This is a genomic window from Corallococcus sp. CA041A, assembly GCF_003612075.1.
Classification (GTDB): Bacteria; Myxococcota; Myxococcia; order Myxococcales; family Myxococcaceae; genus Corallococcus; species Corallococcus exiguus.
The window spans coordinates 1-26,964 of the sequence record NZ_RAWF01000135.1 but is presented as its reverse complement, the minus strand read 5'-3'; the positions used below and the strand labels follow the sequence as shown (position 1 = coordinate 26,964).

At 72.7% G+C, this 26,964-nt stretch carries 14 protein-coding genes; 12 read left to right on the top strand and 2 right to left on the bottom strand.

Annotation, left to right across the window (positions count from 1 at the left end; translation table 11 throughout):
* The first annotated feature begins 27 nt into the window (after nucleotides 1-27).
* The 6 genes from msrA (at nucleotide 28) to D7V77_RS23485 (ending at nucleotide 7,771) form a co-directional block, all read left to right on the top strand.
* On the top strand, nucleotides 28-684 hold the full coding sequence (msrA, locus tag D7V77_RS23510) for a peptide-methionine (S)-S-oxide reductase MsrA (protein ID WP_120578532.1): 657 nt from the start codon (nucleotides 28-30) through the stop codon (nucleotides 682-684).
* 110 nt (nucleotides 685-794) lie between these two features.
* Nucleotides 795-1,319 carry an aminoacyl-tRNA deacylase gene (locus D7V77_RS23505; RefSeq protein WP_233597189.1) on the top strand — a complete coding sequence of 175 codons (525 nt, stop codon included), beginning with the start codon at nucleotides 795-797 and terminating at the stop codon, nucleotides 1,317-1,319.
* Nucleotides 1,316-2,839, top strand: a complete 1,524-nt coding sequence (gene argH / locus D7V77_RS23500) for an argininosuccinate lyase (protein ID WP_233597188.1) — start codon at nucleotides 1,316-1,318, stop codon at nucleotides 2,837-2,839. Before D7V77_RS23505 ends, argH begins: the two co-directional genes overlap by 4 nt.
* A gap of 48 nt (nucleotides 2,840-2,887) precedes the next feature.
* Complete coding sequence (locus D7V77_RS23495) at nucleotides 2,888-3,970, top strand: cysteine synthase family protein (protein WP_233597187.1); 1,083 nt, start codon at nucleotides 2,888-2,890, stop codon at nucleotides 3,968-3,970.
* A complete protein-coding gene (locus D7V77_RS23490) occupies nucleotides 3,970-5,229 on the top strand; it encodes an ATP-grasp domain-containing protein (RefSeq protein WP_120578530.1) in 1,260 nt (419 codons plus the stop codon). Before D7V77_RS23495 ends, D7V77_RS23490 begins: the two co-directional genes overlap by 1 nt.
* A gap of 10 nt (nucleotides 5,230-5,239) precedes the next feature.
* Nucleotides 5,240-7,771, top strand: a complete 2,532-nt coding sequence (locus tag D7V77_RS23485) for a M20/M25/M40 family metallo-hydrolase (RefSeq protein WP_120578529.1) — start codon at nucleotides 5,240-5,242, stop codon at nucleotides 7,769-7,771.
* Nucleotides 7,772-7,775: 4 nt separating this feature from the next.
* Here D7V77_RS23485 and D7V77_RS23480 read toward each other — a convergent pair whose 3' ends face one another.
* Nucleotides 7,776-8,531 (bottom strand): thioesterase II family protein, encoded by a 756-nt coding sequence (locus D7V77_RS23480; RefSeq protein WP_120578528.1) that lies wholly within the window; start codon nucleotides 8,529-8,531, stop codon nucleotides 7,776-7,778.
* Nucleotides 8,532-8,577: 46 nt separating this feature from the next.
* Between D7V77_RS23480 and D7V77_RS23475 the strand changes: the two genes are divergently transcribed.
* The 4 genes from D7V77_RS23475 to D7V77_RS23460 all read left to right on the top strand — a co-directional run bounded on the left by D7V77_RS23475 (nucleotide 8,578) and on the right by D7V77_RS23460 (nucleotide 14,110).
* Complete coding sequence (locus D7V77_RS23475) at nucleotides 8,578-9,435, top strand: class I SAM-dependent methyltransferase (RefSeq protein WP_120578527.1); 858 nt, start codon at nucleotides 8,578-8,580, stop codon at nucleotides 9,433-9,435.
* A gap of 108 nt (nucleotides 9,436-9,543) precedes the next feature.
* Nucleotides 9,544-10,416, top strand: coding sequence for an ABC transporter ATP-binding protein (locus D7V77_RS23470; protein WP_233597186.1), 873 nt, complete (start codon nucleotides 9,544-9,546; stop codon nucleotides 10,414-10,416).
* Nucleotides 10,409-11,506, top strand: coding sequence for an ABC transporter permease (locus tag D7V77_RS23465; protein WP_233597185.1), 1,098 nt, complete (start codon nucleotides 10,409-10,411; stop codon nucleotides 11,504-11,506). Before D7V77_RS23470 ends, D7V77_RS23465 begins: the two co-directional genes overlap by 8 nt.
* Before the next feature lie 12 nt (nucleotides 11,507-11,518).
* Nucleotides 11,519-14,110, top strand: coding sequence for a DUF5916 domain-containing protein (locus tag D7V77_RS23460; RefSeq protein WP_120578525.1), 2,592 nt, complete (start codon nucleotides 11,519-11,521; stop codon nucleotides 14,108-14,110).
* Nucleotides 14,111-14,186: 76 nt separating this feature from the next.
* On the opposite strand, the gene D7V77_RS23455 is transcribed toward D7V77_RS23460, so the two are convergent.
* Nucleotides 14,187-15,260, bottom strand: coding sequence for a cupin-like domain-containing protein (locus tag D7V77_RS23455; RefSeq protein WP_158624477.1), 1,074 nt, complete (start codon nucleotides 15,258-15,260; stop codon nucleotides 14,187-14,189).
* A gap of 184 nt (nucleotides 15,261-15,444) precedes the next feature.
* Here D7V77_RS23455 and D7V77_RS23450 point away from each other — a divergent pair, with 184 nt between their 5' ends.
* Entirely contained in the window at nucleotides 15,445-24,159 is an 8,715-nt protein-coding gene (locus D7V77_RS23450) for a non-ribosomal peptide synthetase (RefSeq protein ID WP_158624476.1), read from the top strand.
* Nucleotides 24,156-26,964 (top strand): amino acid adenylation domain-containing protein (locus tag D7V77_RS23445; protein ID WP_120578523.1); only part of this gene is annotated, 2,809 nt, incomplete at its 3' end. The genes D7V77_RS23450 and D7V77_RS23445, both read left to right, overlap by 4 nt.

The window sequence follows — 26,964 nt, the reverse complement described above, 5'->3', positions numbered from 1 at the left end:
GGGGAGGCCCGGGGCTAAAGCTAGAGCATGTTCTTCACGTCCCCGAAGAAGTTGAGGCTCCCCACTCCGCAGGAGGCGCTGCCGGGCCGTCCTCAGGAGATGCCGGTTCCGCAGAAGCACACCGTGCTGGGCACCCCGCTGAAGGGGCCGGTGCCGGAGGGCTTTGAAACGGCCATCTTCGGCATGGGCTGCTTCTGGGGCGTCGAGCGCAAGTTCTGGCAGGTGCCGGGCGTGTACTCCACCTCGGTGGGGTACGCGGGCGGGCTGACGCCGAACCCCACGTACGAAGAGGTCTGCTCCGGGCTCACCGGCCACAACGAAGTGGTGCGCGTGGTGTTCGACCCGGCGAAGGTCACGTACGCGCAGCTCTTGAAGGTGTTCTGGGAGAACCACGACCCGACACAGGGCATGCGCCAGGGCAACGACGCGGGCACGCAGTACCGCTCCGGCATCTACTTCGCGAACGACGCGCAGAAGCGCGCCGCGGAGGAGACGCGGCAGGCGTATCAGGCCGCGCTCAACGCGAAGGGCCTGGGCGACATCACCACGGAGGTCCTGCCCTCGCCGGCCTTCTATTACGCCGAGGATTACCACCAGCAGTACCTGCAGAAAAACCCAGGGGGTTATTGCGGCGTTGGCGGCACCGGCGTGAGCTGCCCGATTGGCATTGGCGTCAGCGCGTAACGTTCGCGCGCACGACGTGAAACACGCGCGCGGAGCGGATCCACCGTCACGGGTTCCGCTCCGCGGGCGCCCTTCACGTAAGAGGGGAATCCTTTAAACTCGCGTTCGTCATGAACACGACGGATGCACCTTCCCGACGCGAATTCCTTGAGCGGTACCTGCGTGATTCCCAGGTCGCCGCGACGCTGATCAACCCCGGCGCGGACATGCCCACGGTGCCGCTGGCGGCGGCGGCGCTGGGCGTGGCGCCCGCGCAGATCGTCAAGACCATCGTCTTCGAGGGGAAGAAGGATGCGTCTCGCGCGTGTCTGGCCATCGCGCCCGGCGACATCCGCATCGCCACCGCGAAGGTGGCCGCCGCGCTCCAGCTCACGCAGCTCAAGCTGGCCAGCGCGCAGACGGTGTCGCGGCTCACGGGCTACGCCGTCGGCGGCGTTCCTCCGGTGGGGCACGCGACGCCGCTGGCCGTGGTCATCGACTCGCGCGTGCTCCAGTACGACGTCGTCTTCGGCGGCGGCGGGGATGATCAGCACATGCTGCGCATCTCGCCGCGGGACATCCAGCGGCTCACCGGCGCGGTGGTGGCTGACATCGCCGCGGAGGATGCGGCGGCTTCCCCGGTGGACGCACGATGAGCGCGCAGACCCTGGGCCGCGTTTCGCTGCCGCCCCACCCCGTCCTCTTCCGGCTGTTCTACGAACCGGGCTTCGCGGACGACCAGCGCACGGTGCTGCCGCACCTGTTGCGCATCGACGCGGCCCACCTGGTGATGCTCGCGCACCGGGGCATCCTCCCCGCGGAGACCGTGGCGCGCCTGTTGTCCGTCAACCGCGACCTGCGGCTGCGCTCGGACGCGGGTGAGACCGTGTTCGAAACGCCCGCGTCGCACCGCGGCCTCTACCTCACGTACGAGAACGAATACATCCACCGGCTGGGAGGCGAGGTCGGCGGATCCGCGCACGTGGCCCGCAGCCGCAACGACATCAACGCCACCGTGACGCGGATGCGGCTGCGCACGGAGCTGCTGGGCGTGCTCGCCGGCTGCGAGTCCCTGTCGCGCACGCTGAGCACGCAGGCGCACGCGCACGCGCGCACGGTGATGAGCTCCTTCACCCACCAGCAGCCCGCGCAGCCCTCCACGTTCGGCCACTACCTGACGGCGGTGCTGTCGGAGTTCGTCCGCGGCACCGCGTGGCTCGCCGCCAGCTACGGCACCGTCAACCGCAGCCCCATGGGCGCCGCGGCCGGAGGTGGCACGTCGTTCCCCATCGACCCGCACGAGGTCGCGCGGCTGCTGGGCTTCTCCGCGCCGGTGCTCAACTCCGCGGACGCCGTCGGTTCGCGGGACTTCGTCATCCAGGTGCTCGGGCCCCTGGCGCTCATGGGCACCACGCTCACACGGCTGGCCAACGACCTGCAGGCCTGGGCCAGCATGGCCTACGGCTTCCTCGACTGGCCGGATGACCTGGTGAGCACCAGCTCCATCATGCCGCAGAAGCGCAACGCCTTCGTCCTGGAGCACATCCGCGGACAGGCGGTGCACCCCACCGGCGCGCTGATGAACGCCTTGATGGGCCTGAAGAACACGCCCTTCACCAACAGCGTGGAGGTCAGCGGTGAAGTCTCCGCGCACCTGTGGCCCGCGCTCCGGGGCATCAGCAAGGCGGTTCAGTTGATGGACCTGCTGCTCCAGCACGTGCGCGTCCGCCCGGACGCGATGCGCGCCTTCCTGGTCCACGCGGACACGACGATGACCGCGGTCGCGGACCACCTGGTCGCGCGGCACGGGCTCGCGTTCCGCACGGCCCACGACGTGGTGGCCCGGCTCGTGGCGCGCAAGACGGGCGACGCGCCCCTCACCGCCGCGGAGGCCCGGCACGGGCTGGAGGCGCTGCTCCTGGAAGTCACCTCGCGCGCCTTCACGCTCGACGAGGCGGAGCTGGCGCGCGCGCTGGAGCCCGCCACCTGCGTGGAGGCGTCCGCCCATGGCGGAGGCCCCGCGCCCGCCTCCGTCCTGGCCCAGCTCGCCGCTCTGGAGGACCCGGGCCTCGCCGCCTCCCTCCAGGCCTGGCGCGTCGAACAGGAAGACGCGCGCGGACAGCTGGAGCAGGCCGTCACCGCGCTTCTCACCGCCTCCGGATTCCCGACCCCCTAACCCCGCCCGCCCTCCGCCATGCTCAAGGTCTCGTCCGTCCTGGAGTTGATGAAGAACACCCCCCTCGTCTCGCTGCGGGGCCGCGCCGTGAACCGGCCGCGCGCGCAGCTGTGGGGCAAGCTGGAGCTGTCCATGCCCGGGCAGATGAAGGACCGGGTCGCGCTCAAGATGGTGACCGACGCGGAGGCCCGGGGCGACCTTCAGCCCGGCGGCACCATCGTCGAAAGCTCCTCCGGCACCATGGCGGAGGGCCTGGCCCGCGTGGGCACCCTCAAGGGCTACCGGGTCATCATCATCACCGACCCCCGCATCGACGTGAGCACCGCCGCCAAGCTGCGGGCGCTGGGCGCGGAGGTCCTGGTGGTGGACGCCTATCACCCCACCGGAGGCTGGCAGCAGTCGCGGCTGGAGCGCCTGCGGGACGTGCTGCGCGACGTGCCCGGTGCCTTCTGGCCGCGCCAGTACGACAGCCCCAGCAACCCGGGCGCGTACAACAGCGCCATGGCCCAGGAGTTGACCGAGGCGCTGGGCGGCAACATCGCCGCGCTGGTGGCCAGCGTGGGCAGCGGCGGGTCCCTCAGTGGAACGGCCGCCGCGCTCAAGCAGCGCCTGCCTCACGTGCGCGTGGTGGCCGTGGACGCGGTGGGCTCCGTGCAGTTCCACCAGCCCAACCGCCCCCGTCTCCAGAGCGGCCACGGCAACAGCATCATCGCGGGCAACATCAACTACCGCGTCATCGACGAGGCCCACTGGCTGTCCGACGGCGAGGTGTTCCAGGGCTGCCGCGAGCTGGCCCGGCGCGAGGGCATCTTCGCGGGCGGCTCGTCCGGCGCGGTCTACATCGTGGGCTCGTGGCTCGCGGAGCAGTTCGGCCCGGACGCCCACGTCGTGGGCATCTTCCCGGACAAGGGCGACCGCTACGGGGAGACCATCTACTCGGACGACTATCTGGCGAAGCACCACATCGCCGGCCCGGAGTGCGCCGCCGCGGCGGCCCCGCACGCCATCCGCTACGGCGTGGACGTGGCCGAGCGCTGGAGCCACGCGCCGCTGCCCCACGACGGCGGCGTCCCGTACCACGCACCCGGCATCACCCTCAGCGGCGACCTCACCCGGGAGCTGGGGCTGTGATGCGCGCCCACTTCGCCTTCATCGAGAGCAACACCACGGGCACCGGCAAGCTCGCCGTGGAGCGGCTGGTGGACCAGGGACAGCAGGTCACCTTCATCACCCGTCAGCCCGGCAAGTACCCCTTCCTCGCGAAGCTCGCGGGCAGCCCGGGGCTCCAGGTGCTGGAGGCGGACACGAACGACCAGGAGGCGATGGACGCCTGCGTGCGGGCCCTGACGGAGCGCACGCGCGTGGACGCGCTCCTGACCTTCTCCACGTTCTACGTGCCCCTGGTGGCCTGGCTGGCCGCCCGGTACGGCTTCCGCTACCTCCACCCGGACGCGGCCCGCATCTGCCATGAGAAGCACGAGGCCCGGAAGGTGCTGCGCGCCGCGGGCCAGCCCACCCCGGAGTTCTGGCTCGTCACCTCCGAGGCCCAGGCGCTCCAGGTGAGCCGCGAGGCCACCTACCCCTGCGTGGTGAAGCCCACCGCGGAGAGCGGCAGCACCGGCGTACGGCGCGTGGATTCGCCCGAGGCGCTGCTCGCGCACTACCGGTCGCTCGCGTCGCGCCGGGTGAACGAGCGCGGCCAGGCGCTGGCCGGCGAGGTGCTGGTGGAGGGCTTCCTCACCGGGCCCGAGTTCAGCGTGGAGACCGTGACGCTCGCCCGGGGCGACACGCGCGTCATCGGCGTCACGCGCAAGCACCTGTCCGCCCCGCCCCACTTCGTGGAGCTGGGCCACGACTTCCCGGCGCCCCTCGACGACGGTGAGCGCCAGGCGCTCGAGCGCGCCGTGGCGGCCGCGCTGGACGCGGTGGGCTTCGACCTGGGCCCCGCGCACACGGAGATCCGCCTCTGCGCCCAGGGCCCGGTGGTCATCGAAATCAACCCGCGGCTGGCGGGCGGGATGATTCCGGAGCTGGTGCGCCACGCGACCGGCATCGACCTGCTGACGGTGCTGCTGGAGCAGTTGCTGGGGCGGCCCGTGGACCTGACGCCCCGCCAGAAGGCCACGGCCTCCATCCGCTTCCTCACCGCGTCCGGCGCGGGGCGGCTCGCGGCGGTGCACGGCGTGGAGGACGCACGCCAGGAGGACGGCGTGCGCGAGGTGTCCGTGGACAAGGCGCCGGGCGTCACCGTGCGTCCGCCGGAGAGCTCTGGCGACCGGCTGGGCCACGTCATCGCGAGCGGCGAAGACCGCGCCCACGTGGAGCGCGCGGTGACGCAGGCGCTGGGGCGGATCCGCTTCGACGTGGTGGCCCCGGAAGCGGCGGCGTGAAGGCCCGCGCGTGAGCCCCCGCATCGCCAGCCTCGCGGCCGCGGTCCTCACCGCGCTCACCGCCGCCCTCGCCCTGCACTTCGCCTCCGCGCCTACCGCGCTGCCCGCGACAGCGCCCCCGGAGGTGTTCTCCGCGGGGCGTGCGCGCGAGCACCTGGCGCGCATCGCGGCCCGGCCGCACCCCGTGGGCTCGCAAGCCCACCGCGAGGTGCGCGAGTACCTGGTGGACACCGTGCGAGGAATGGGCGTCACGCCGGAGGTGCAGGCCACGGCCGCCATCCACCCGGACATGGAGGAGAACTCCATCCCGGGCGCCACCGTCCACAACGTGCTTGCCCACGTGAAGGGCCAGGACAGCCGCGGCGTCATCGCCATCGTCGCGCACTACGACTCCGTGCCCACGTCGCCCGGGGCCTCGGATGACGGGGCCGGCGTGGCGGCGATGCTGGAGACGCTGCGGGCGCTGCGCACGGGCCCGCCGCTGCGCAACGACGTCCTCTTCCTCTTCACGGACGCGGAGGAGACGGGGCTCGTGGGGGCGCGGGCGTTCGCGTTCCATCACCCGCTGGCGGAGCAGGTGTCCGTGGTCCTCAACTTCGAGGCCCGGGGCTCGCACGGGCCCTCGCTGATGTTCCAGCCGGGCCCCGGCAACCGCTGGCTCATCCAGCACCTGGCGCGCTCGGGGGCACCCGCCCAGGCCAGCTCGCTGTTCGACGAGGTGTACCGGCGGCTGCAGAACGACACGGACTTCACCGTCTTCCTCCAGCGGGGGAAGACGGGCCTCAACTTCGGCTTCCTCGACGGGTTCATGCGCTACCACGCGCGCACGGACGACCTCGCCCACTTCGGCCTGGACAGCCTCCAGCACCACGGCGAGGTGATGCTCGCGCTCGCGCGGCACCTGGGCGACGACGCGCTGGAGCCGGCCCCCCCGGAGGACGCCGTCTACTTCAATGCCGGGCCCTTCCTCGTGCACCACCCTGCCACCTGGGCCGCGCCCATCGCGCTGCTGGCGCTGCTCGCGGTGGCGGCCGCGCTCGTCATGGGACTGCGCCGAGGCCGGCTGCGTGCGTCCGGACTGACGTGGGGCGCGGGCGCGGTGCTCGCGGCGGCGGTGGCGAGCGCGGCGGCGGTCCAGGCCGCGTGGTGGGGGGTGCTGCGCATTGACGGAGGGCTGGGCGTGTTGCCGCAGGGCGACGCCTACCACGGCGGCTTCTTCATCGCGGGGCTGCTGGCGCTCACGCTGTCGGCGGTGGTCGGCGTCCATGCGCTCTTCCTGCGCAGGGCACGCGCGGAGGAGCGAGTAGCGGGGTCCGTCCAGTCGCTCTCCCCGCACGGGGCACTCGCGGAGGAGCGAGTAGCGGGGTCCGTCCAGTCGCTCTCCGCGCACGGGGCACTCGCGGAGGAGCGAGTAGCGGGGTCCGTCCAGTCGCTCTCCGCGCGCGGGGCGCTCTCGGAGGAGCGGGTGGCGGGGGCCGGCGTCCAGGCGCGATTCCCGCGCGGGGCGCTCGCGGAGGAACTGGTGGCGGGGGCGCTCGCGGTGTGGGCCGTGCTGGGCGTGGCCAGCGCATTCGCGGCGCCGGGCCTCAGCTACCTGTTCGCGGTACCTGCCTTCGTGGGCGCGTTGACGCTCGGAGGACGGCTTCGCGGGTCGCCGGAGCAACCCTCCGCGCGGGGCCGCCTGCTGCTGGCCGTGAGCGCCATTCCGGCCCTGATGCTGTGGGTGCCGCAGGTGCTCAACCTCTACGTCGCGCTGACGCTCGCCCTGGCACCGGTGGCGACGCTGGCGGTGGCGCCCTGGCTCGCGATGCTGTGGCCGCAGGTCTTCGCACCCACGGCGCGCCCCGGCCGGACGGTAGCGCTGCCCATGCTCGCGCTGGCGTGCGTGCTGCTGGGCGCAGGCGTGGTGCGGGAGCGCTTCGACGCGAGCGACCCGCGCCCCAGCAGCGTCGCCTACGCAGTGGATGCCAGCCTCGGCGAGGCGTACTGGCTCTCCAGCGACTTCGAGGTGGACGCGTGGGCCTCGCGCTTCGTGAGCGCGGATGCTCCGGCGCGCCGCCTGGACAGCTACCTGCCCCGCTTCTGGCGCGACGTGCGCGTGGCGCCCGCGCCCCACCGGCCCCTGCCGGCCCCCAGCGTGCGCGTGTCGCAGGACGAGACGCGGGATGGGCTGCGGCGGCTGGTGCTCCTCGTGGAGTCCGTGGAGAAGGCGCCGCTGCTCCAGGTCCGGTTCGGCGCGGGCACGCCGCTGCGGGCGCTGACCATCGCCGGCCAGCCGGTGGACTCGAGCGCCGTAGCCCGGCTGCGCGATGTCCCGGGCGGAGGTCTGCTGGAGTACTGGGACGTGCCACCGGGAGGCCTGCCGCTGGAGCTCACCGTGCCCGAGGGCACGCGGGTCCAACTCCGCGCGACCGCCGTGCGCTTCGACCTGGACCTGGCCCCCGGCGCGCCCGCGGCCCAACGTCCGGAGGACACCATGCCGGTGCCCTTCGGCTTCGCGGTGACGGACGAGACGCTGGTGAGCGTGACGGGCGAGTACTGACGCCTCAGAGTCCCGGCACGGCCCCGCGCAGCTTCCGCCAGAGCACCTGGATGACGGCGGGGTAGCCAGCGCGGATGAAGAGGTGCCCCCCGGGCAGCATGTGCTGGGAGAACGCGCCGCGCGTCCGCTCGCGCCACGCGGCCAGCTCCTCCCGGGAGACGGCCGCGTCATCCAGCCCTCCGAAGGCGGAGAGGGGAACGTCCACCGGCTCACCGGGCCCGGGGGCCGCGCTCTCCGCCAGCTGGAGGTCCGCGCGCAGCAGGGGGCCCCACGCCTCCAGGAGCCCCGCGTCCGGGAGCCCGTCGAAGGCCCCCGCGCCCAGCTGGCGCACCACCTGGAGGAACTCCGGCTCCGGCAGCGCGTGCAGCAGGGGGCCCGTGCGCGGCAGGCCGGGCGCGGGCGCGCCGGAGACGAAGAGGTGCAGCGGCGCGGGCCCGCCCCGCTGGCGCAGGCGCCGCGTCCACTCGAAGGCCACCAGCGCCCCCAGGCTGTGCCCGAAGAAGGCGAACGGCCGGTCCTCCAGCCAGGGCGACAGCGCCGCGTCCATCTCCTCCAGCAGCGCGTGCAGCGACGTGAAGGGCGGTTCCGCCAGGCGCTCCTCACGGCCCGGCGGCTGCACCGCGGCCAGCTCCATGCCCTCCGGCAGCACGCCGGCCCAGGGCCGGAACACGGACGCGCCACCGCCCGCGAACGGGAAGCAGAACAGGCGCACGCGGGTGCCAGCGCGGGCCCGGTGCAGAGGCAACCAGGAGGAAGTCACCCCTCTCTTCTACCCTTCCCCCCTGCACCCCTGGAATCATGGCCCCATGGCTCCCTCCAAAGACCTGCATGAAGCCAACCGGCGCTCGTGGAACGAGGCCACCCCGGCACACAACAGCCACAAGGGCGACCAGGCCCGCGCCCTGCGCGAAGGCCACTGCACCCTCTTCCCCGAGGAGCGGGAGCTGGTGGGAGACGTGCGGGGCCAGTCGCTGGTGCACCTCCTGTGCAACAGCGGGCAGGACACGCTGAGCTTCGCCGCGAAGGGCGCGCGGGTGACGGGCGTGGACATCAGCGACGAGGCCGTCGCGTTCGCGCGCTCGCTCTCCGAGGCGTCCGGCCTCCCGGGCACCTTCGTGCGGCAGGACGTCTACGACTGGCTCGCCGCCGCCTCCGCGGAGGGCACGCGCTACGACGTCGCCTTCTCCTCCTATGGCGCGATGTGCTGGCTGTCCGACCTGGGCGCCTGGGCCCGGGGACTCGCGGGCGTGCTCGCGCCGGGAGGCCGCTTCGTCGTCGTCGACTTCCATCCGCTGGCGCTCACGCTCGACGAACAGTGGAGGCTCCACTACCCCTATGGTGGAGGCGTGCACGTGGAGACCGCTGGCGTGACGGACTACGTCGCGCAGGCGCAGGACGCGCTCGTGCCCTGGGGCTTCAAAGAGGGCGTGAAGGACTTCCGCAACCCGCATCCGGACCACACGTTCCAGTGGGGGCTGGGGGAGATCATCACCGCCCTGTTGTCCGCGGGCCTGCGCCTGGAGGCCCTCCGCGAGTACCCGTACGCGAACGGCGCGCGCCTCTTCCCGCGCATGCGCGAAACAGAGGGCCGCCGCATGTGGCCACCGGAGGAGTTGCCCACCATCCCGCTGATGTTCGGACTCGTGGTGATCAAGCCAGCTTGAGCCCCGCGCCTACCCGGCACCTCCTTGTTCGCATCCTGGAATTTGTCTATTTCCAGACATGTGGGGATTTCCATCCGTGTGCGGGGACTGCACAAAGAGTTCGGTGATGTGGCTGCCGTTCGGGGCCTCGACCTGGAGGTCCGCACCGGCGAGTGCTTCGGACTCCTGGGCCCCAACGGCGCGGGCAAGACGACGACGCTGGAGATCCTCGAGGGACTCCAGACGGCCACCCGCGGCGAGGTGGAGGTGCTGGGGCGCACCTGGGAGAAGGCCGGGAACGCGCTGCGCGAGCGCATTGGCGTGGTGCTCCAGGAGAACCTCCTCTCCGACAAGCTGACGGTGCGCGAGACGCTGGAGCTCTTCCGGTCCTTCTATTCGCAGGGGCCGGACACGGAGGAGCTGCTGGCGCTGCTCCAGCTCACGGACAAGTCCGACAGCTGGGTGGTGCGGCTGTCTGGCGGCCAGCGGCAGCGGCTGTCCATCGCGTGCAGCCTGGCGGGCGACCCGGAGCTCATCTTCATGGACGAGCCCACCACGGGCCTGGATCCACAGTCGCGCCGGGCGCTCTGGCAGCTCATCTCCGCCTTCCGCGCGCGCGGGCGCACCGTGGTCTTCACCACGCACTACATGGACGAGGCGGAGCAGCTCTGCGACCGCGTGGCGGTGGTGGACAAGGGCCAGGTCATCGCGGTGGGCACGCCCGCGGAGCTGGTCGCGTCGCTGGGAGGCGAGCACGTGGTGGAGCTCACCACGCAGCCCGCGCTGGGCCCGCCGGACTTCGAGTCCGTGGCCGGGGTGACGGCCGCGCGCACCACGCTCACGGGCCGCCTGGCGCTGTCGGTGTCGCGGCCCCACCTGGCGCTGCCCTCCATCCTGGCGCGCATCGCGGAGCGCGGCGCGGAGCTGTCCGGGCTGACCACGCGCAACGCCACGCTGGAGGACGTCTTCGTGTCCCTGACGGGGAGGAACCTGCGTGACTGAGCCCACCATGGACGCGGTCGCTGGCGCGCGGCCCGCGCGGGGACGGCGCATGCCGCCGCTGGCGCGCCTGACGCTCACCCGGCTGCGGGAGTTCATCCGCGAGCCGGGCACCCTCTTCTGGACGTTCGTCTTCCCCATCCTCCTCACGGTGGCGCTGGGCAGCGCGTTCAACCACGGCGTGACGCCGCGCACGCGCGTGGCGGTGGTGGACGGTCCCGGCGCCGAGCGCGTCGCCGCGGCCCTGGCCGCCCACCCGGGCCTCACGCCCGAGCGCGTCCCGGCCTCCGAGGCGGGCGCGGGCCTGCGGACCGGCCGGTTCGCGCTGCAGGTGACGCCTCCGGAGCAGACCGGGGGCGCGCTGGCCTACCGCTTCGACCCCACCCGCCCGGAGTCTCCCGCCACGCGCACCTTCGTGGACGACGTGCTCCAGCGCGACGCGGGCCGCGCCGACGCGCGCCCCGTGAAGGACGACGCGGTGAGCGCGCCCGGCACGCGCTACGTGGACTGGCTGGTGCCCGGCCTCGTCGGCATGAACGTGATGGCCGGCAGCATGTGGGGCATCACGTTCGTCATCGTCCTGGCCCGGCAGCGCCGGCTGCTCAAGCGCTTCGCGGCCACGCCCATGCGCCGCCCGGAGTACCTGCTGTCCTTCGCGCTGGCGCGGGTGGTGTTCGTGCTGTGCGTGGACCTGCCGCTCGTGCTGGGCTTCGCGCGCGTGACGTTCGGCATGCCCATCCACGGCTCGCTCGCGGCGGTGGCGGCGGTGGCCCTGGCGGGGACGTTCGCCTTCAGCGGGCTGGCGTTCCTGTGCGCCTCGCGCGCCCGCACCAGCGAGACGGCCGTGGGCCTCATCAACATGGTGATGGTGCCCATGATGGGGCTGGCGGGCATCTTCTTCGCCTCCAGCCACTTCCCGGACGCGGTCCAGCCGCTCATCCGGGCGCTGCCCCTGAGCGCGATGAACGCCTGCATGCGCGCCGTCATCAACGAAGGCGCGCCGCTGTCCGCGCTGCTGCCGGACCTGGCCATCCTGGGCACGTGGGGCTCCGCGTGCTTCGCCCTGGCCGTGCGTCTGTTCCGCTGGACCTGAGCACTCCCCACCATGTCTCCCGTTCCCCGTCCGCTTTCCACGGCGCCCGTCGTCATGGGGCTCCTCACCCTGCTCTGGGCCGCCGCGCCGCGCGCGGAAGGGCCGCCCGCGTCCGGAGCCATCCAGGCCCGGCGCACGCTCAAGCCCATCCAGCTGGACGGCCGGCTGGACGAAGCGGAGTGGGAGCAGGCGCCGCTGTTCGACCGCTTCGTGCAGACCTTCCCGAAGAACGGCGCGGCGCCCAGCGAGCGCACCGACCTGCGCGTCCTCTACGACGACGACAACCTCTACGTCGGCATCCTGGCGCGCGACTCACAGCCCCTGCTCATCAACCGGCAGCTGGGGCGCCGGGACCGGCCCCCGGAGTCGGACTCCGTGACGGTGATGGTGGACAGCGCGCACGACCACCGCACCGCGTACGCGTTCACGGTGAACGCGGGCGGCATCCTCCGGGACGTCCTCTACTTCGAGGACATCAAGTACACCGAGGACTGGGACGCGGTGTGGGACGGCGCCGCCGCGGACCTGCCGGACGGGTGGTCCGCGGAGCTGGTCATCCCCCTGCACCTGCTGCGCTTCCCGGAGGCGCCCACGCACACCTTCGGGCTCGCGGTGCGCCGGCAGCTGGCCCGCACGCGGGAGGTCATCGACTCCACCCTCCTGCCGCGCAACGACAACGCCTTCGTGTCCCGCTTCGGGCACCTGGAGGGCCTGGAGCGCATCCCGTCCCGCAGCGGCGTGCAGCTGACGCCCTACGTCGCCGCGCGCTTCGGCATGAGCCCCCGCTACGCGGACCCGGCGCGGCCCACGCCCCGGCTGGGCTCCCCGTCCGCGGACGTGGGCGTGGACCTGCGCGCGGCGCTCACCAGCGACCTGACGCTCACCGCCACGGTGAACCCGGACTTCGGCCAGGTGGAGGCGGATCAGCTCATCCTCAACCTCAGCACCTTCGAGCAGTTCTTCCCGGAGAAGCGCCCCTTCTTCCTCCAGGGCATGGACGTCTTCCAGCCGGTGGGGGACTCCTCGCAGACGCTCTTCTACACGCGGCGCATCGGCCTGGAGACGCCCATCCTGGCGGCGGTGAAGCTGACCGGAAACCTCACCGACACGCTCCAGGTGGGCGTGCTGGACGCGGTGGTGATGGGCCCCTCCGCGCCCCGGACGGACCTGACGGGCGAGGACGGCGAAGCGCCGCCGGACCGGCGCATCCGCTTCCACCCGTCCCGGCCGCTGCACCTGGGCCCCAACAACGCGCTGCCCGCGCAGGCCGGCGCCGCGCAGAACTTCCTCACCGTCGTGCTGCGGCAGCAGCCCGTCACCGGCGTGTCCGTGGGCGGCACGTTCGCGGCGGCGACGCCCCTGTCGGACCTGTGCGCGGGCGGCCTGCCCCAGGACCCCGCCGAGCGCGACGCGTGCCGGGTGGCCGGCGGGAACGCGGCGGCGCTGGACTGGGACGTGCGCGGCACGGACGGCGCCTGGGGCGTGCGCGGCCAGCTCACCGGCTCGCGCGTGGCGGGAGGCCCGGAGGCGGGGCGTCCCCTGCGCGACGGCACGCTCCTGCGCCCGGGGGACCTGGGCCTGGGCACCTACGTGAGCGGCGGCAAGCAGGGCGGTGAGCCCTTCCGCTTCGACGTGGGCTACGAGTACCTGTCGCCGCGCCTGGAGCTGAGCACCACGGGCTACCAGCCGACCCAGAACCTCCAGGAGGCGTCTGGCCGGGTGTCCTTCGTGCGGCCCACCGGCTTCGGGCCCCTGCTGGACTTCTCCTCCTCCGTGCAGGGCATCAGCAGCTGGAGCACGGACGGGCGCGGCATCCGCCTCAGCCACAAGCTCACGGTGGGCGCGCTGGCCACGCTGCCCGGCTTCCACGCCGTGGAGTGCGAGCTGGGCCAGCTGACCGGGCGCAGCGACATCCGCGAGATTCCCCTCACCGGCATCCCCTACGAGCGCCCGCCGTACCGGTACGCGGCGTGCGCGGGCTCCACGGACAAGAACCGCGCCCTCTCCTTCCAGTTGGACGGCTACGTGGGCCGCATCTCCGCCCCGTCGCCCCTGCCCTCCAAGACGGGCGGCGGCGGCGCGGTGACCATGACGTGGCGCCCCACGCCGCGCCTGGAGACGCAGCTGACCAGCGAGCTGCTGACCAACCTGGACGGGCCCCGCTACGTGGGGGACGAGGACGGCCGGCTCGTGTTCGGCCAGCTGCACCCGCGCGCCGTGTCCTTCACGCTGCGCCAGCTGCTGGTGCTCACCCCGCGGCTCACGCTCCAGGCGTACGCGCAGTTCTTCTCCGCGTACGGCCGCTACGGCCCCTTCTTCGAAGGAACCCCGGACGCGAACGGCCGGCTGCCGCTCGCGCGGCTGACGCCCACCACGACCGCGCTGGACCCGGACTTCCACGAGTCCGCGCTCAACCTCAACGCCGTGCTGCGTTGGGAGTACCGGCTGGGTTCCACGCTGTACTTCGTCTACTCGCGCGCCCAGACGGAGCTGCCCACCACGCCGGGCACCACCCAGGTGACCCGCCTGGCGCCCAACCAATTGCTGGACGGCGCCACCACGGACACCTGGTTGTTGAAGTGGTCCCACCAGTGGGGGCTTTGAGACGTATCAGGTCCGGCGCCCACCCCATCCCCCGCCGATGCAAGGGATTGGGCGGGCGCCAGCCCTCAAAGCCAACTCAAGCCGTGGGGCGTTCGTCTGAATACAGGGAACCCGCCAGGACATCCATGCTCCGGATGGCCCCGCGAATCTCTTCCAGGAAGGGACGGCTCAGGTCTCCCTTCAGGCCGTCCGTGCAGAAGCTGGCGTAGATGTCATTGACCACCCGCTGGAGGTGGTTGGCCTTCTCCACGGGGTTGTCCATGGGCTTGAGGAACTCCGCCTCCAGCCGCGCGAAGGCCTGGCGGCCCTGCTCGTCCACGCCCCGCTCGTTCGCCAGCTTCCAGGCGATGTGCTGGAGGCGGTAGTCGGTGTGGAAGTTGTCCGCCAGGAAGCGCAGGTACCGGTTGCGGCGGAAGCGCATGGTCAGCGCCATGCTGGTGTCCATGTACTCGAAGTAGTGCCACATCAGGGCGGGCATGAAGAGCGTCTCGCCGGTGCGCACCACCGCCTGATAACCCCCCACGTAACGCACGAAGTTGTCGTTCTCCTCCTGGCTGAGTCCTTCCGGGCTGAGCGCGCTGTTGTTACGCATGGGCAGGATCTTCCGCGACGACGTGGGCGGCACCAGCACCACGCGTTTCTCCCCCCAGAGCTGGTACTGGAAGATGTTCTTGTAGTCCGCGTCGAAGTGCATGTGGGTGAAGTTGCCCGTGTTACCCAACCACAGCATCGACATGTACTCGTCGGGTTCCCCCGGGTCCGGCTGACAGTACTCGGGGATGGTGTATCCAGCCTCCACCTTCTGGATCATCGACCGGGGGACCTCCGCGCAGACCAGACGGCTGTCAGGGTCCTTTGCCACCATCTCCAGGTAGCCGTTCACCGTGCTCTGGTTCTTCCCGATGTCGGAGAAGGTGAAGTCCTTCGAGATGAGCATCGACAGCATGCGGGTGAAGTATTCCTCGTGGCCCTCCTGCACCACGACGGGCATGTCCCCCAGTTCCTTGCGGGCGATTTCCAGGCTGGACAGCCGGCTGATGGGCTGCCCCTCGAACAGGTTCGTGATGATGACGGGCTTCTGCTTCCGCACGTACTCGTCGAGGAAGACTTCGCGAGTAGGGGCCTTGATGCGCTCGATGTTCTCGTACATCCGCTCTCCTAGAGGGACCCGGTGTTGGGATTGCGACCCGCATGGTTGTCTTTGGGCTGAAAACAACCAGTTCTCAAGGAATTTACAGGCTTCAAGCATATCAATGCAAGATTTGACATACACGACTTGGCCATGACACATGAATGGTGTTTTCCAAGCCATACATCGCCTGGAGCCCAACGACATGTCGCCGGCCAGCCTGATTGAACTCCTGCGCATTCGTGCCACGGAAGCGCCAGGACATCAGGGCTACACCTTCCTGGTGGATGGTGAATCCGAAGAAGCAGCGCTCACCTATGGCGAGTTCGACCGGCAGGCGCGTGCCATTGGCGCCTGGCTCCAGGCGAACGGGGCGCGGGGGGAGCGGGCGCTGTTGCTGTTCCCGCCGGGCAACGAATACCTGACGGCCTTCTTCGGGTGCCTGTACGCGGGCGTGGTGGCGGTGCCGGCGTATCCGCCGGACGTGACGCGCCTCAACCGCAGCCTGCCGCGCCTGGAGGCGATGGTGCGCGACGCGCGGGCGCGCTTCGTGCTCACCACGGAGATGATCCACGGCATGGCCGGGATGCTCTTCGAGCAGGCGCCGGAATTGGCGGGGCTCACCTGGGTGGCCACGGACGCGCTGGCGCCGGGGCTGGAGGACGGCTGGAAGGACCCGGGCGTCACGGGGGACGCGCTGGCGTTCCTCCAGTACACGTCCGGCTCCACGGGCAGCCCCAAGGGCGTGATGCTGACGCATCGCAACCTGCTGGCGAACCTGGCGCTCATCCACCGCGCGTTCGGCCACTCGCGCGACAGCCGGGGCGTCATCTGGCTGCCGCCGTACCACGACATGGGGCTCATCGGCGGGCTGCTCCAGCCGCTCTACGGCGGCTTCCCCGTCGTGCTGATGTCGCCCATCGCGTTCCTGCAGCGCCCCTTCCGCTGGCTGCAGGCGGTGTCGCGCTACGGGGCCACGACGAGCGGCGGGCCCAACTTCGCCTACGACCTGTGCGTCCGGAAGGTCAGCGCCGAGGAGCGCGCGACGCTGGACCTGAGCCGCTGGAAGGTGGCCTTCAACGGCGCGGAGCCCATCCGGCCGGAGACGCTGGAGCGCTTCCACGAAGCCTTCGCGCCGCAGGGCTTCCGCAGGGAGGCCTTCTACCCCTGCTACGGGCTGGCCGAGTCGACGCTCATCGTCACCGGGCACGCGCTGGGCACCGCGCCGGTGACGGACGGCGTGAACCTGGTGGGCTCCGGCCGGGTGCTGGAGGGGAACACGGTGCGGCTGGTGGACGCGCGCACCGCCCGCGAGTGCGCGCCCGGCGAGGAGGGCGAAATCTGGGTGGCGGGCGCCAGCGTGGGCCAGGGCTATTGGGAGCGGCCGGAGGAGAGCGCGCGCGTCTTCCACGCGCGGGTGGAGGGCGGGGGCTCGGACGACGCGCGCTACCTGCGCACCGGCGACCTGGGCGTGCTGCGCGGCGGCGAGCTGTTCGTCACCGGGCGCATCAAGGACCTCATCATCCTGCGCGGGCGCAACCTGTACCCGCAGGACGTGGAGTCCACCACGGTGCGCGTGCACCCCGCGCTGAGGCCGGGCTGCACCGCGGCGTTCTCCGTGGAGCTGGAGGGCGAGGAGCGGCTGGTCATCGTGCAGGAGGTGGACGCGCGCCACGCCGGCACGGACCTGGAGGCGCTGGCCCGGAGCATCCGCGAGGCCGTGGCGCTGGCGCACGACGCCCAGGCCCATGACGTGGTGCTCATCCAGGGCGGCTCCCTGCCGAAGACGTCCAGCGGCAAGGTGCAGCGGTACGCGTGCCGGCAGGCGTGGCTCGCCGGGGAGCTGGAGGTGCTGGGCCAGAGCACGCTCCAGGCCTCCGTTCCGCCCGTGCCCACGCTGCGTCCGGAGCAGCTGCTCGCGCTCCCGGAGCCGGAGCGCGCGGCGCTCTTGGAGGCGTCGCTGGTGGACGCGGTGGCGGCGAGGCTGCGCCTTCCGCGCGCGCACGTCGACGCGGAGCGGACGCTCATCAGCCTGGGGCTGGACTCGCTGGCGACGGTGGAGCTCAAGAGCGACCTGGACGCGTGGCTGGGCACGGACACGTCCCTGGCGCGGCTGATGGACGCGGTGAGCCTGCGGGCCCTGGCGCGGGAGCTGGTGGGCTCGCTGGGACAGCGGCCGCTCGCGCCCACGGCGTCGGGGGACGCGCTGGGACGCCACCCGGTGTCCGAGGGACAGAAGGCGCTCTGGCTGGCACAGCGCCTGGCGCCGGACAGCACCGCGAACCACCTCGCCTTCGCGGTGCGCTTCCATACGCCCGCGGACGTGCCCACGCTGCGCGAGGCGCTGGCTCGGCTGGTGGCGCGGCACCCGGCCCTGCGCACCACCTTCCACCTGGAGCACGCGGGTGAGCTCGTGCAGCAGGTGCACCCGGCCTCGGGCACCACGCTCCATCTGGAGCGCGGTGAGCTGGTGCAGCGGGCGGACGCGTCCCCGAACACCACGCTCCACCTGGAGCACGGTGCGCTCGTGCAGCGGGCAGACGCGGCCCCGCGCACCACGCTCCACCTGGAGCACGGTGAGCTCGTGCAGCGGGCGGGCACGGCCCCGCGCACCACGCTCCACCTGGAGCACGGTGAGTTCGTGCAGCGGGCGGATGCGGCCCCGCGCACCACGCTCCACCTGGAGCACGGTGAGTTCGTGCAGCGGGCGGACGCGGCCATTGGCGAGGGGCTCCTGGAGGACGCGACCTCGCTTCCGCTGGAGGACGCTCCGCTGCGGCGCGCGCTGGCGGCGGACGCGTCACGCCCGTTCTCGCTGGAGCAGGGGCCGCTCTTGCGCGCCTCGCTGTACGCCCACGCTGGCGGCGGACAGGTGCTGCTGCTCGCGGCGCACCACCTCATCCTGGACCTGTGGTCGCTGGCGCTGCTCGCGGAGGAGCTGCACGGGCTCTACCCCGCGTTGAAGGAGGGACGGGACTTCGCGTCCCCCGCTCCGGCCCTGCGGCCGTCGGACTTCGCCCGCTGGCAGCGCCCGTTCCTGGAGGGCCCCGAGGGCGAGCGGCTGTTCGCGTACTGGCGCCAGCGGCTGGACGGCGTGCCGGACGTCCTGGAGCTGCCCACCGACCGCGCCCGTCCCCCGGTGCGCGCGTTCCGGGGCGCAGCGTGCACCTTCCGGCTGGACGCGGACCTGACGCGGCGGCTGCGCGCGCTGGCGCGTGAAGAGGGCACGACGCTGTTCTCGCTGCTGCTCGCCACGTGGCAGGTCCTCCTCGCCCGGCATGCGGGACAGGAGCGCTTCGCGGTCGGCTCGCCCGCGGCGGGGCGCACGCGCGCGGGGCTGGAGGACGTCGTCGGCTACCACGTCAATCCCGTGGCGCTGGTGGCGGACCTGTCCGGGGACCCGTCCTTCCGCGAGCACCTGGGCCGGGTCCGGCGCACGGTGCTGGAGGCGCTGGAGCACCAGGAGTTCCCCTTCCCCCTGCTCGTGGAACGGCTGCGGCGTCCGCGCGACGCGAGCCGGTCTCCGTTGTTCCAGGCGGTGTTCGCCTGGGAGCAGCCGCACCGGCGCGAGGAGCTCACCCCTCTGGTGCTGGGCCTTCCTGGAGTGCGCGTGCGCTTCGCGGGGCTGGAGGCGGAGAGCGTGCCGGTGGAGCTGGGCACCGCGCAGTTCGACCTCGCGCTCCAGATGGCGGATGCGCCGAGCGGGTTGGACGGCGCGCTCCGCTACGACACGGACCTCTTCGACGCGGACACCGCCGGGCGCATGGTGGCGCGCTTCACGTGCCTGCTCGCGGGCATCGCGGCGGACGCGGACCAGCGCGTGTCGGCCCTGCCGCTGCTGCCGGACTCGGAGCAGGAGCGCGTGCGCACGTTCAGCACGGGGGCTCTGGCGCCCGCCTCCTTCACCCCCGTTCACCACGCCATCGCGTCACACGCCGCGCTCGCGCCCGACGCGCTGGCCATCGCTTCGGGCGAGCGGCATTGGACGTACGGAATGCTGGAGCGCCAGGCCCGCGTGCTCGCGCGAAGGCTGCGCCAGCTGGGCGTGGGTCCGGACGTGCGCGTCGGCGTGCTGATGCACCGCTCGCCCGAGCAGGTGCTGGCGCTGCTGGGCGCCCTCAAGGCGGGCGGCGCGTACGTGCCGCTGGATCCGGATGCACCGCGGGCGCGGTTGGAAGCACTGCTGGAGGACGTGGGCGCGGCGGTGGTGCTCACGACGCCGGAGCTGCGCTCACTTCTGCCCGCGTCCGTGCGGGTGCTGGACGACGTGACGGCCGCGGCCCACGACGTGCCGGACACCTCGCTGGACGTCACGCCCGACGAGGATCATGTCGCCTACGTCATCTATACGTCCGGCTCCACCGGGCGGCCCAAGGGCGTGCAGCTCACGCACGGCGGACTGACCCACTTCGCGGGCTGGTACCAGCGGACCTTCGGGCTGTCGCCCTCGGCGCGCGCCACGCACCTGTCCACGCCGGTCTTCGACGCGTCCGTGCTGGAGGTGTGGCCCGCGCTCATCGCGGGCGCCAGCCTGCACCTGCCCGGCGATGACGTGCGCGCCATGCCGGAGCGGCTCGTCGCGTGGCTCGCCGCCGAGCGCATCACCCACACCTTCCTCACCACGGCCCTGGCGGAGGGCGTGCTCGGCCAACAGTGGCCCCAGTCGCTCGCGCTGCGCGAGCTGACCACCGGCGGTGACCGCCTGCACCGGCGGCCCTCCACGCGCACTCCCTTCCGCGTCACCAACCTCTACGGTCCCACCGAAGGCACCGTGGCCGCCACCTTCGCCCCGGTCGAGCCCGGGGACGTGGTGTCCGGCCTGCCCACCATCGGCCGGCCGCTGGACGGCGTGCGCGTGCACGTGCTCGACGCGGAGTTGCGGTCCCAGCCGCTGGGGGTCGCGGGCGAGCTGTGCATCGGCGGGCCGGGCGTGGCTCGGGGCTACCTGGACCGCCCCGACCTCACCGCCCGTGCCTTCGTGCCGGATCCCTTCAGCGCGGTCCCCGGCGCGCGCCTGTACCGGACCGGAGACCTCGCGCGCCTGTTGCCGGAGGGCGAGCTCCAGTTCCTGGGCCGGCTCGACCATCAGGTGAAGCTGCGCGGCTTCCGCATCGAACTGGGGGAGATTGAATCCGTCCTCCAGCGTCACCCGGACGTGCGGCAGTGCGTGGTCGCGGTGCGCGACGAGCCTCCCGCGGGCAAGCGCCTCGTCGCCTACGTCGTCGCCGCGCCGGACACGGCGCTCGCCGGAGCCGCGCTGCGCGAGCACGTGCGCCGCGAGCTGCCGGAGGTGATGTGCCCCGCGGCCTTCGTGCTCCTGCCCGCGCTGCCGCTGACCCCCACGGGCAAGGTGGACCGTCACGCCCTGCCCGCGCCCGAGCTGGAGCGCTCCACGTCCCCGGAGGACGCGGCGCCGCGCACCGCCACGGAGCAGTCGCTCGCGGGCCTCTGGACGGAGCTGCTCGGCGGAGCCGTGGGCCTGCACGAGGACTGGTTCGCGATGGGCGGCCACTCGCTGCTGGCCGCGCGGCTGCTCGCTCGAGTGCGCGAGGTGTTCGGGGTGGAGCTGCCCCTGCGCACGCTGTTCGAGGCGCCCACGGTGGCCTCGCTCGCCGCGCGCATCGACGGGGGCGTGCGCGCTCCGGCGCGAGGACCCACGCTGACGCACCGGACAGACCGCGCGCCGGAAGCGCCGCTGTCCTACGCGCAGGAGCGGCTGTGGTTCCTGGACCAGTTGGAGCCCGGCGATGCGCGCTACCACCTGCCCGCGGCGGTGCGCCTCCAGGGTCCGCTGGATGTCGGGGCGCTGCGCCGAGGCCTGGATGAAGTGGTCCACCGCCACGAGGCGCTGCGCACCACCTTCTCCCAGCACCAGGGCCGCGCCGTTCAGCGCGTCCATGCGCACGTCCCCTTCGAACTGCCCGAAGTGGACCTGGGTGGCCTGTCCCAGGAGGCGCGCGACGCGGAGGTGCACCGGCTCGCGAAGCATGAGGCCCGCGCTCCGTTCCCGCTCGCCCAAGGCCCCCTGCTGCGCGGGCGGCTGCTGCGGCTGGGCCCTGACGAGCACGTGCTGCTGCTGACGCTCCACCACATCGTCGCGGATGGCGAGTCCGTCGCCGTGCTGTTGCGGGAGTTGGGCGCGCTGTACGCGGCGTTCTCCACGGGCGTCCCTCCGGCGCTCGAGCCGCTGCCGCTCCAGTACATCGACTTCGCGCTGTGGCAGCGGGAGTGGCTGGCGGACGGCGTGCTGGAGCGGCAGCTCGCGCACTGGAAGCAGCGGCTGGCGGGCGCCCCCGGTGTCCTGGAGCTGCCCACGGACCGGCCCCGGCCCGCGGTGCGGACACTCGCGGGCGGCCGTCACGCGGTCCATCTCCCGGCGGCGCTCGCCGGTGGACTCGCGGAGCTGGGCCGGCGCGAAGGCGCCACGCCGTTCATGACGCTGCTGGCGGCGTTCCAGACGCTGCTGCTGCGCTACACGGGCCAGGACGACCTGGTCGTGGGCTGCCCGCTGTCCAACCGCACGCGCGTGGAGACCGAAGGGCTCATCGGCTTCTTCGTCAACACGCTGCCCCTGCGCACGGACGCCTCTGGCAACCCCTCCTTCCGCCAGCTGCTGGGCCGGGTGCGCGAGTCCGTGCTCGCGGCGCACGAGCACCAGGACGTGCCCTTCGAGAAGCTGGTCGAAGCGCTCGCGGTGGAGCGCGACCTGGGCCGCACGCCGCTCTTCCAGGTCGCGTTCTCCTACCAGGACGCGCCCCTGCCCTCCCGCGCCCTCCAGGGGCTGAGCCTGACGCTCCTGGAGTCCGAATCCGCGCCGGCGAAGTTCGACCTGGACCTCGCGCTGGAGCGCGGCGAGGACGGCGGGCTGACCGCGCGCTTCGAATACGACGCGGACCTCTTCGACGCGGCCTCCATCGCGCGCCTCGCGGGGCACTTCCAGGAGCTGCTGTCCAGCATCGCGGCGGATCCCGACGGCCGCGTGGGCGACCTGTCCCTGATGACGGCGGAGGAGCGGCACACGCTGCTCCACGGGTGGAACCCGCGCCCGGTGGCGCCGCCGTCCCACGTCCCCGTGCACGCGCGCTTCGGGACCTGGGCGGAGCGCACACCGGACGCGCTCGCGGTGGCCTTCGCGGGTGAGGCGCTCACCTACGGCCAGCTCGAAGCCCGCGCGAACCGGCTGGCCTGGCACCTGCGCGACCTGGGCGTGGGGCCCGACGTGCCCGTGGCGCTCTGCCTGGAGCGCTCGACCGCGTTCGTCGAAGCGGCGCTGGGCGTGCTCAAGGCGGGCGGCGCCTACGTTCCGTTGGACCCTTCCGCGCCCCCGGAGCGGCTCCAGTCCATCCTGGAGGACGTCCGCGCGCCGGTGCTCCTGGCCTCGCGGAACACCGCCGCGCTGGCGCTTCCGCCGGACTGCCGGTGCCTGCTCGCGGAGGACGGCTTCGGCGCCACCGGTGCGCCCGAGCACGCTCCGCCGTCGCTCACGGGCCCGCGCCACCTGGCGTACGTCATCTACACGTCGGGCTCCACCGGCCGCCCCAAGGGCGTGGAACTGGAGCACGCGGGACTGGCCCACCTGGTGGACTGGCATCAGCGGACCTACGCGCTGACGCCGGAGGACCGCACGACCCAGGCCGCCGGGCCCGCGTTCGACGCCGCGGTGTGGGAGCTGTGGCCCACCCTCACGGCGGGCGCCAGCCTCCACATCGTGGAGGATGAGGTGCGAGGCGCGCCCTCGCGGCTCGTCGCGTGGCTCACCGATGAGCGCATCACCCGCTGCTTCCTGCCCACGCCGCTCGCGGAGGCGGTGCTCACGCAGCCGTGGCCCGCGCACGCGGCGCTGCGGACGCTGCTCACCGGCGGAGACCGGCTGCACCGGGGCGCGCCCGAAGGCACACCGTTCCAGTTGATCAACCACTACGGCCCCACGGAGTGCACGGTCGTCGCCACCAGCGGGCCCGTCTCCGCGGGCGCCGTGAACCCGCCCATCGGGCGCCCCATCGCGAACACCCAGGCCTACGTCCTGGACGCGCGCCAGCAACCCGTCCCCGTGGGCGTCCCTGGCGAGCTGTGGTTGGGCGGCCTGGGGCTCGCGCGCGGCTACCTGAACCGTCCGGAGCTCACCGCGCGCGCCTTCGTGCCGCACCCCTTCGACGCGCGCGACGGCGCCCGCATCTACCGCACCGGCGACCGGGTCCGCTTCCTGCCGGACGGGGCGCTCGAGTTCCTGGGCCGCGCCGACACGCAGGTGAAGCTGCGCGGCCTGCGCCTCGAACTGGGAGAGGTGGAGTCGCTCGCGCTGGAGCACCCCGCCGTGCGGCAGGCCATCGCGACGGTCCGCGAGGAGGGGCCCGGCGACAAGCGGCTGGTGCTCCACGCGGTGGTGGCGCCGGGACAGGCGTGCACGGAAGGCGACCTCAAGACCCACCTGCGCCGCCGGCTGCCGGAGTCCCTGGTCCCGTCCGCCATCCTGTTCCTGGACGCGCTCCCGCTCACCCTCAACGGGAAGGTGGACCGTCGCGCGCTGCCCGCGCCGGATGCCACGCCCCGCGCGGACGGCGTGGCGCCGCGCGACGCCACGGAGCAGCGGCTGGCGGACATCTGGACGGAGCTGCTCGGGGCTCCCCGGGTGGGCGTCCACGACGACTTCTTCGAGCTGGGCGGCAACTCGCTGCTCGCCACCCAGGTCATCTCGCGCGTGCGCGAATCCTTCGGCGTGGACGTGCCCCTGCGCAGCGCCTTCGAGGCGCGCACCGTGGCCGCGCTCGCGCAGGTCGTCTCACGGCAGGCGGAAGTCCGGAAGCAGCCCCTCCTCACGGCGCGCGCGCCAGATGAGGCGCTGCCCCGGGTGGATGGGCTGTCCGAGGCGGAGCTGGACGCACTCATCGCTGAGCTCGAAAGCGGAGAAATCGAATCATGAGTGACGAGAAGCAGTCCTCCGCGTTGGAGGAGAAGCGCGCCCGCGCCCGGGCCCTCATCCAGCAGCGCGCGGCGAAGCCCCGAGCCCTGCCGCCCTCCTTCGCCCAGCAGCGGCTGTGGTTCCTGGATCGGCTGGAGCCGGGCAGCCACCACTACGGCATCCCCTTCGCCGTGCGCCTCAGCGGAACGCTGGAGAGAAGCGCCCTGGAGAAGAGCTTCCAGGAGATCGTCCAGCGCCACGAATCCCTGCGCACGACCTTCCAGGCCCGCGAGGGCGAGGCCGTGCAGGTCGTGGGGCCCGCGCCCGAGCTGCCGCTGCACGTGGTGGACCTGGGCGGGCTGGACGCGCAAGAGACCGCGCGCCGCGTGCGGGAGCTGACCGCCGAGGACGTGGCCGCGCCCTTCGACCTGGAGCGCGGTCCGTTGATCCGCTGGAAGCTGCTGCGCCTGTCGGACGCCGAGCACATCCTGCTGCTGTCGATGCACCACATCGTCTCCGACGGCTGGTCCATTGGCGTGTTCGTGCGCGAGCTGGCCGCGCTGTACGCGGCCTTCCTCCAGGGCGCGCCCTCGCCGCTAACGCCGCTCACGGTGCAGTACTCCGACTTCGCCCGCTGGCAGCGCGACTGGCTCCAGGGCGACGTGCTGGAGGAGCAGCTCGCGTACTGGCGCGCGCACCTGGCGGACGCGCCCACCGCGCTGGGCCTTCCCACGGACCGGCCGCGTCCTCCGGCCCAGACCTTCCGCGGGACGCAGCTGCCCCTGGGCGTGTCTCCGGCCGTCACCGCCGCGCTGAACGTCCTGTCCCGTCAGGAGGGGGCCACGCTGTTCATGACCCTGATGGCCGCGTGGCTGGTGCTGCTCCAGCGCTACACGCGCCAGGACGACCTCGTCGTCGGCACGCCCATCGCCAACCGCAACCGCGCGGAGACCGAAGGGCTCATCGGGTTCTTCGTCAACACGCTGCCCCTGCGCGCGAACCTCTCCGGCGACCCACGCTTCACGGACCTGGTGGGCCGCGTGCGCGAGACGGCCCTGGGCGGCTTCGCCCACCAGGACGTCCCCTTCGAGAAGCTGGTGATGGACCTGCGCGTGAAGCGGGACCTGAGCCGCTCGCCGCTCTTCCAGACGATGTTCGTCCTCCAGAACGCGCCGCTCCAGCCGCTGGCGCTCCCGGGGCTCACGCTGACGAACCTGGACCTGGAGACGGACACCGCCAAGTTCGAGCTCACCCTCACGCTGGTCGAGACGTCGGGCGCGCTGACGGGCTGGCTCGAATACAACACGGACCTCTTCGACGCCTCCACCGCCCACCGGCTGGCGCGGGCCTACGAGCGCCTGCTGGAGGGCATCGCGGCGGATCCGGAGCGCCGCGTCTCCGCGCTGCCGCTGCTGGACGCGGCCGGCCGCCAGCAGGCGCTGGAGTCCTTCCACCCGCCCGCGGTGCCGCTGTCCCCGCGCCCCCTGCACCTCCTCTTCGAGGAGCAGGCACGGCGCACGCCAGACGCCATCGCGGTGGAGTGCGAGGACGACCTCCTCACGTACGCGGAGCTGGAGCGCCGGGCCAACCGGCTCGCGCACCTGCTGCTCGCATCCGGCCTGGAGCCCGAGGAGCGCGTGGCGTTGTGCCTGCCCCGCTCGACGGAGGTGCTGGTGGCGATGCTCGCGGTCATGAAGGCCGGCGGCGCCTTCGTGCCGATGGACGCCGGAGCCCCCACGCAGCGGCTGGCCCTGATGGTCGCGGAGTGCCGCGCCCGCTATGTGCTCGCGCCCGCCTCGCTCGCGGTCAAGCTGCCGGTGCCGCCGGAGGCGCGCCTGGAGCCCGGCGCGTGGCGACAGGAAGGCCTGCTGGAGACGCCTCCCGCGCGGACCGTCCACCTGGAGCAACTGGCCTACGTGGTGCACACCTCCGGCTCCACCGGCGTGCCCAAGGGCGTGATGATCTCCCACGCGGGCATCGCCAACCGGATGCTCTGGGAACAGCACGCGCTGCCCATCGGGCCGGAAGACCGGGTCCTCCAGGTGGCCTCGTTCGGCTTCGACGCCTCCATCTGGGAGTTCTTCCGCGCGCTGCTCGCGGGGGCCCGCGCGGTGATGGTGCGCGACGGCGCGCACCAGGACAGCCGCTACATCGCGGACCTCATGGCCCGGCGCGGCGTCACGCAGATGAACGTGGTGCCGTCGCTGCTGCGCGTGGTGCTGGAGGAGCCCCGCATGGGGGACTGCCACGCGCTGCGCACGGTGGTCTGCGGAGGCGAGGCGCTGACGACGGACCTGGTGGACCGGCTGGCGGAGCACTCCTCCGCGACGCTCTTCAACTTCTACGGCCAGACGGAGGTGTCCATCGACGCCACGTGGTTCACCTGCGCGCCCGGCATGTCGCGCAAGGCGGTGCCGCTGGGCCAGCCGCTGGGCAACATGAAGATGCACGTGCTGGACGTGCGCGGACAGCCCGTCCCCCCGGGCGCGCCCGGCGAGGTGTACCTGGGCGGACCGGGCCTGGCGCGGGGCTACTTCCTGCGGCCGGACCTGAGCGCGGAGCGCTTCGTGCCGGACCCCTTCGGCCCTCCGGGCTCGCGCCTGTTCCGCACCGGCGACCTGGCCCGCCAGCTGCCGGACGGCGAGCTGGAGTTCCTGGGGCGCGGCGACCACCAGGTGAAGATCCGCGGCGTCCGCGTGGAGCTGGGCGAGATTGAAGCGGCGCTCCGTCAGCACCCCGCCATCCAGGACGTGGTGGTGCTCGCGCGCGAGCAGGCCGTGGAACCCGAGCCCCCCGCGCTGGACCCGCGCCTGCTCCCGCTGGAGC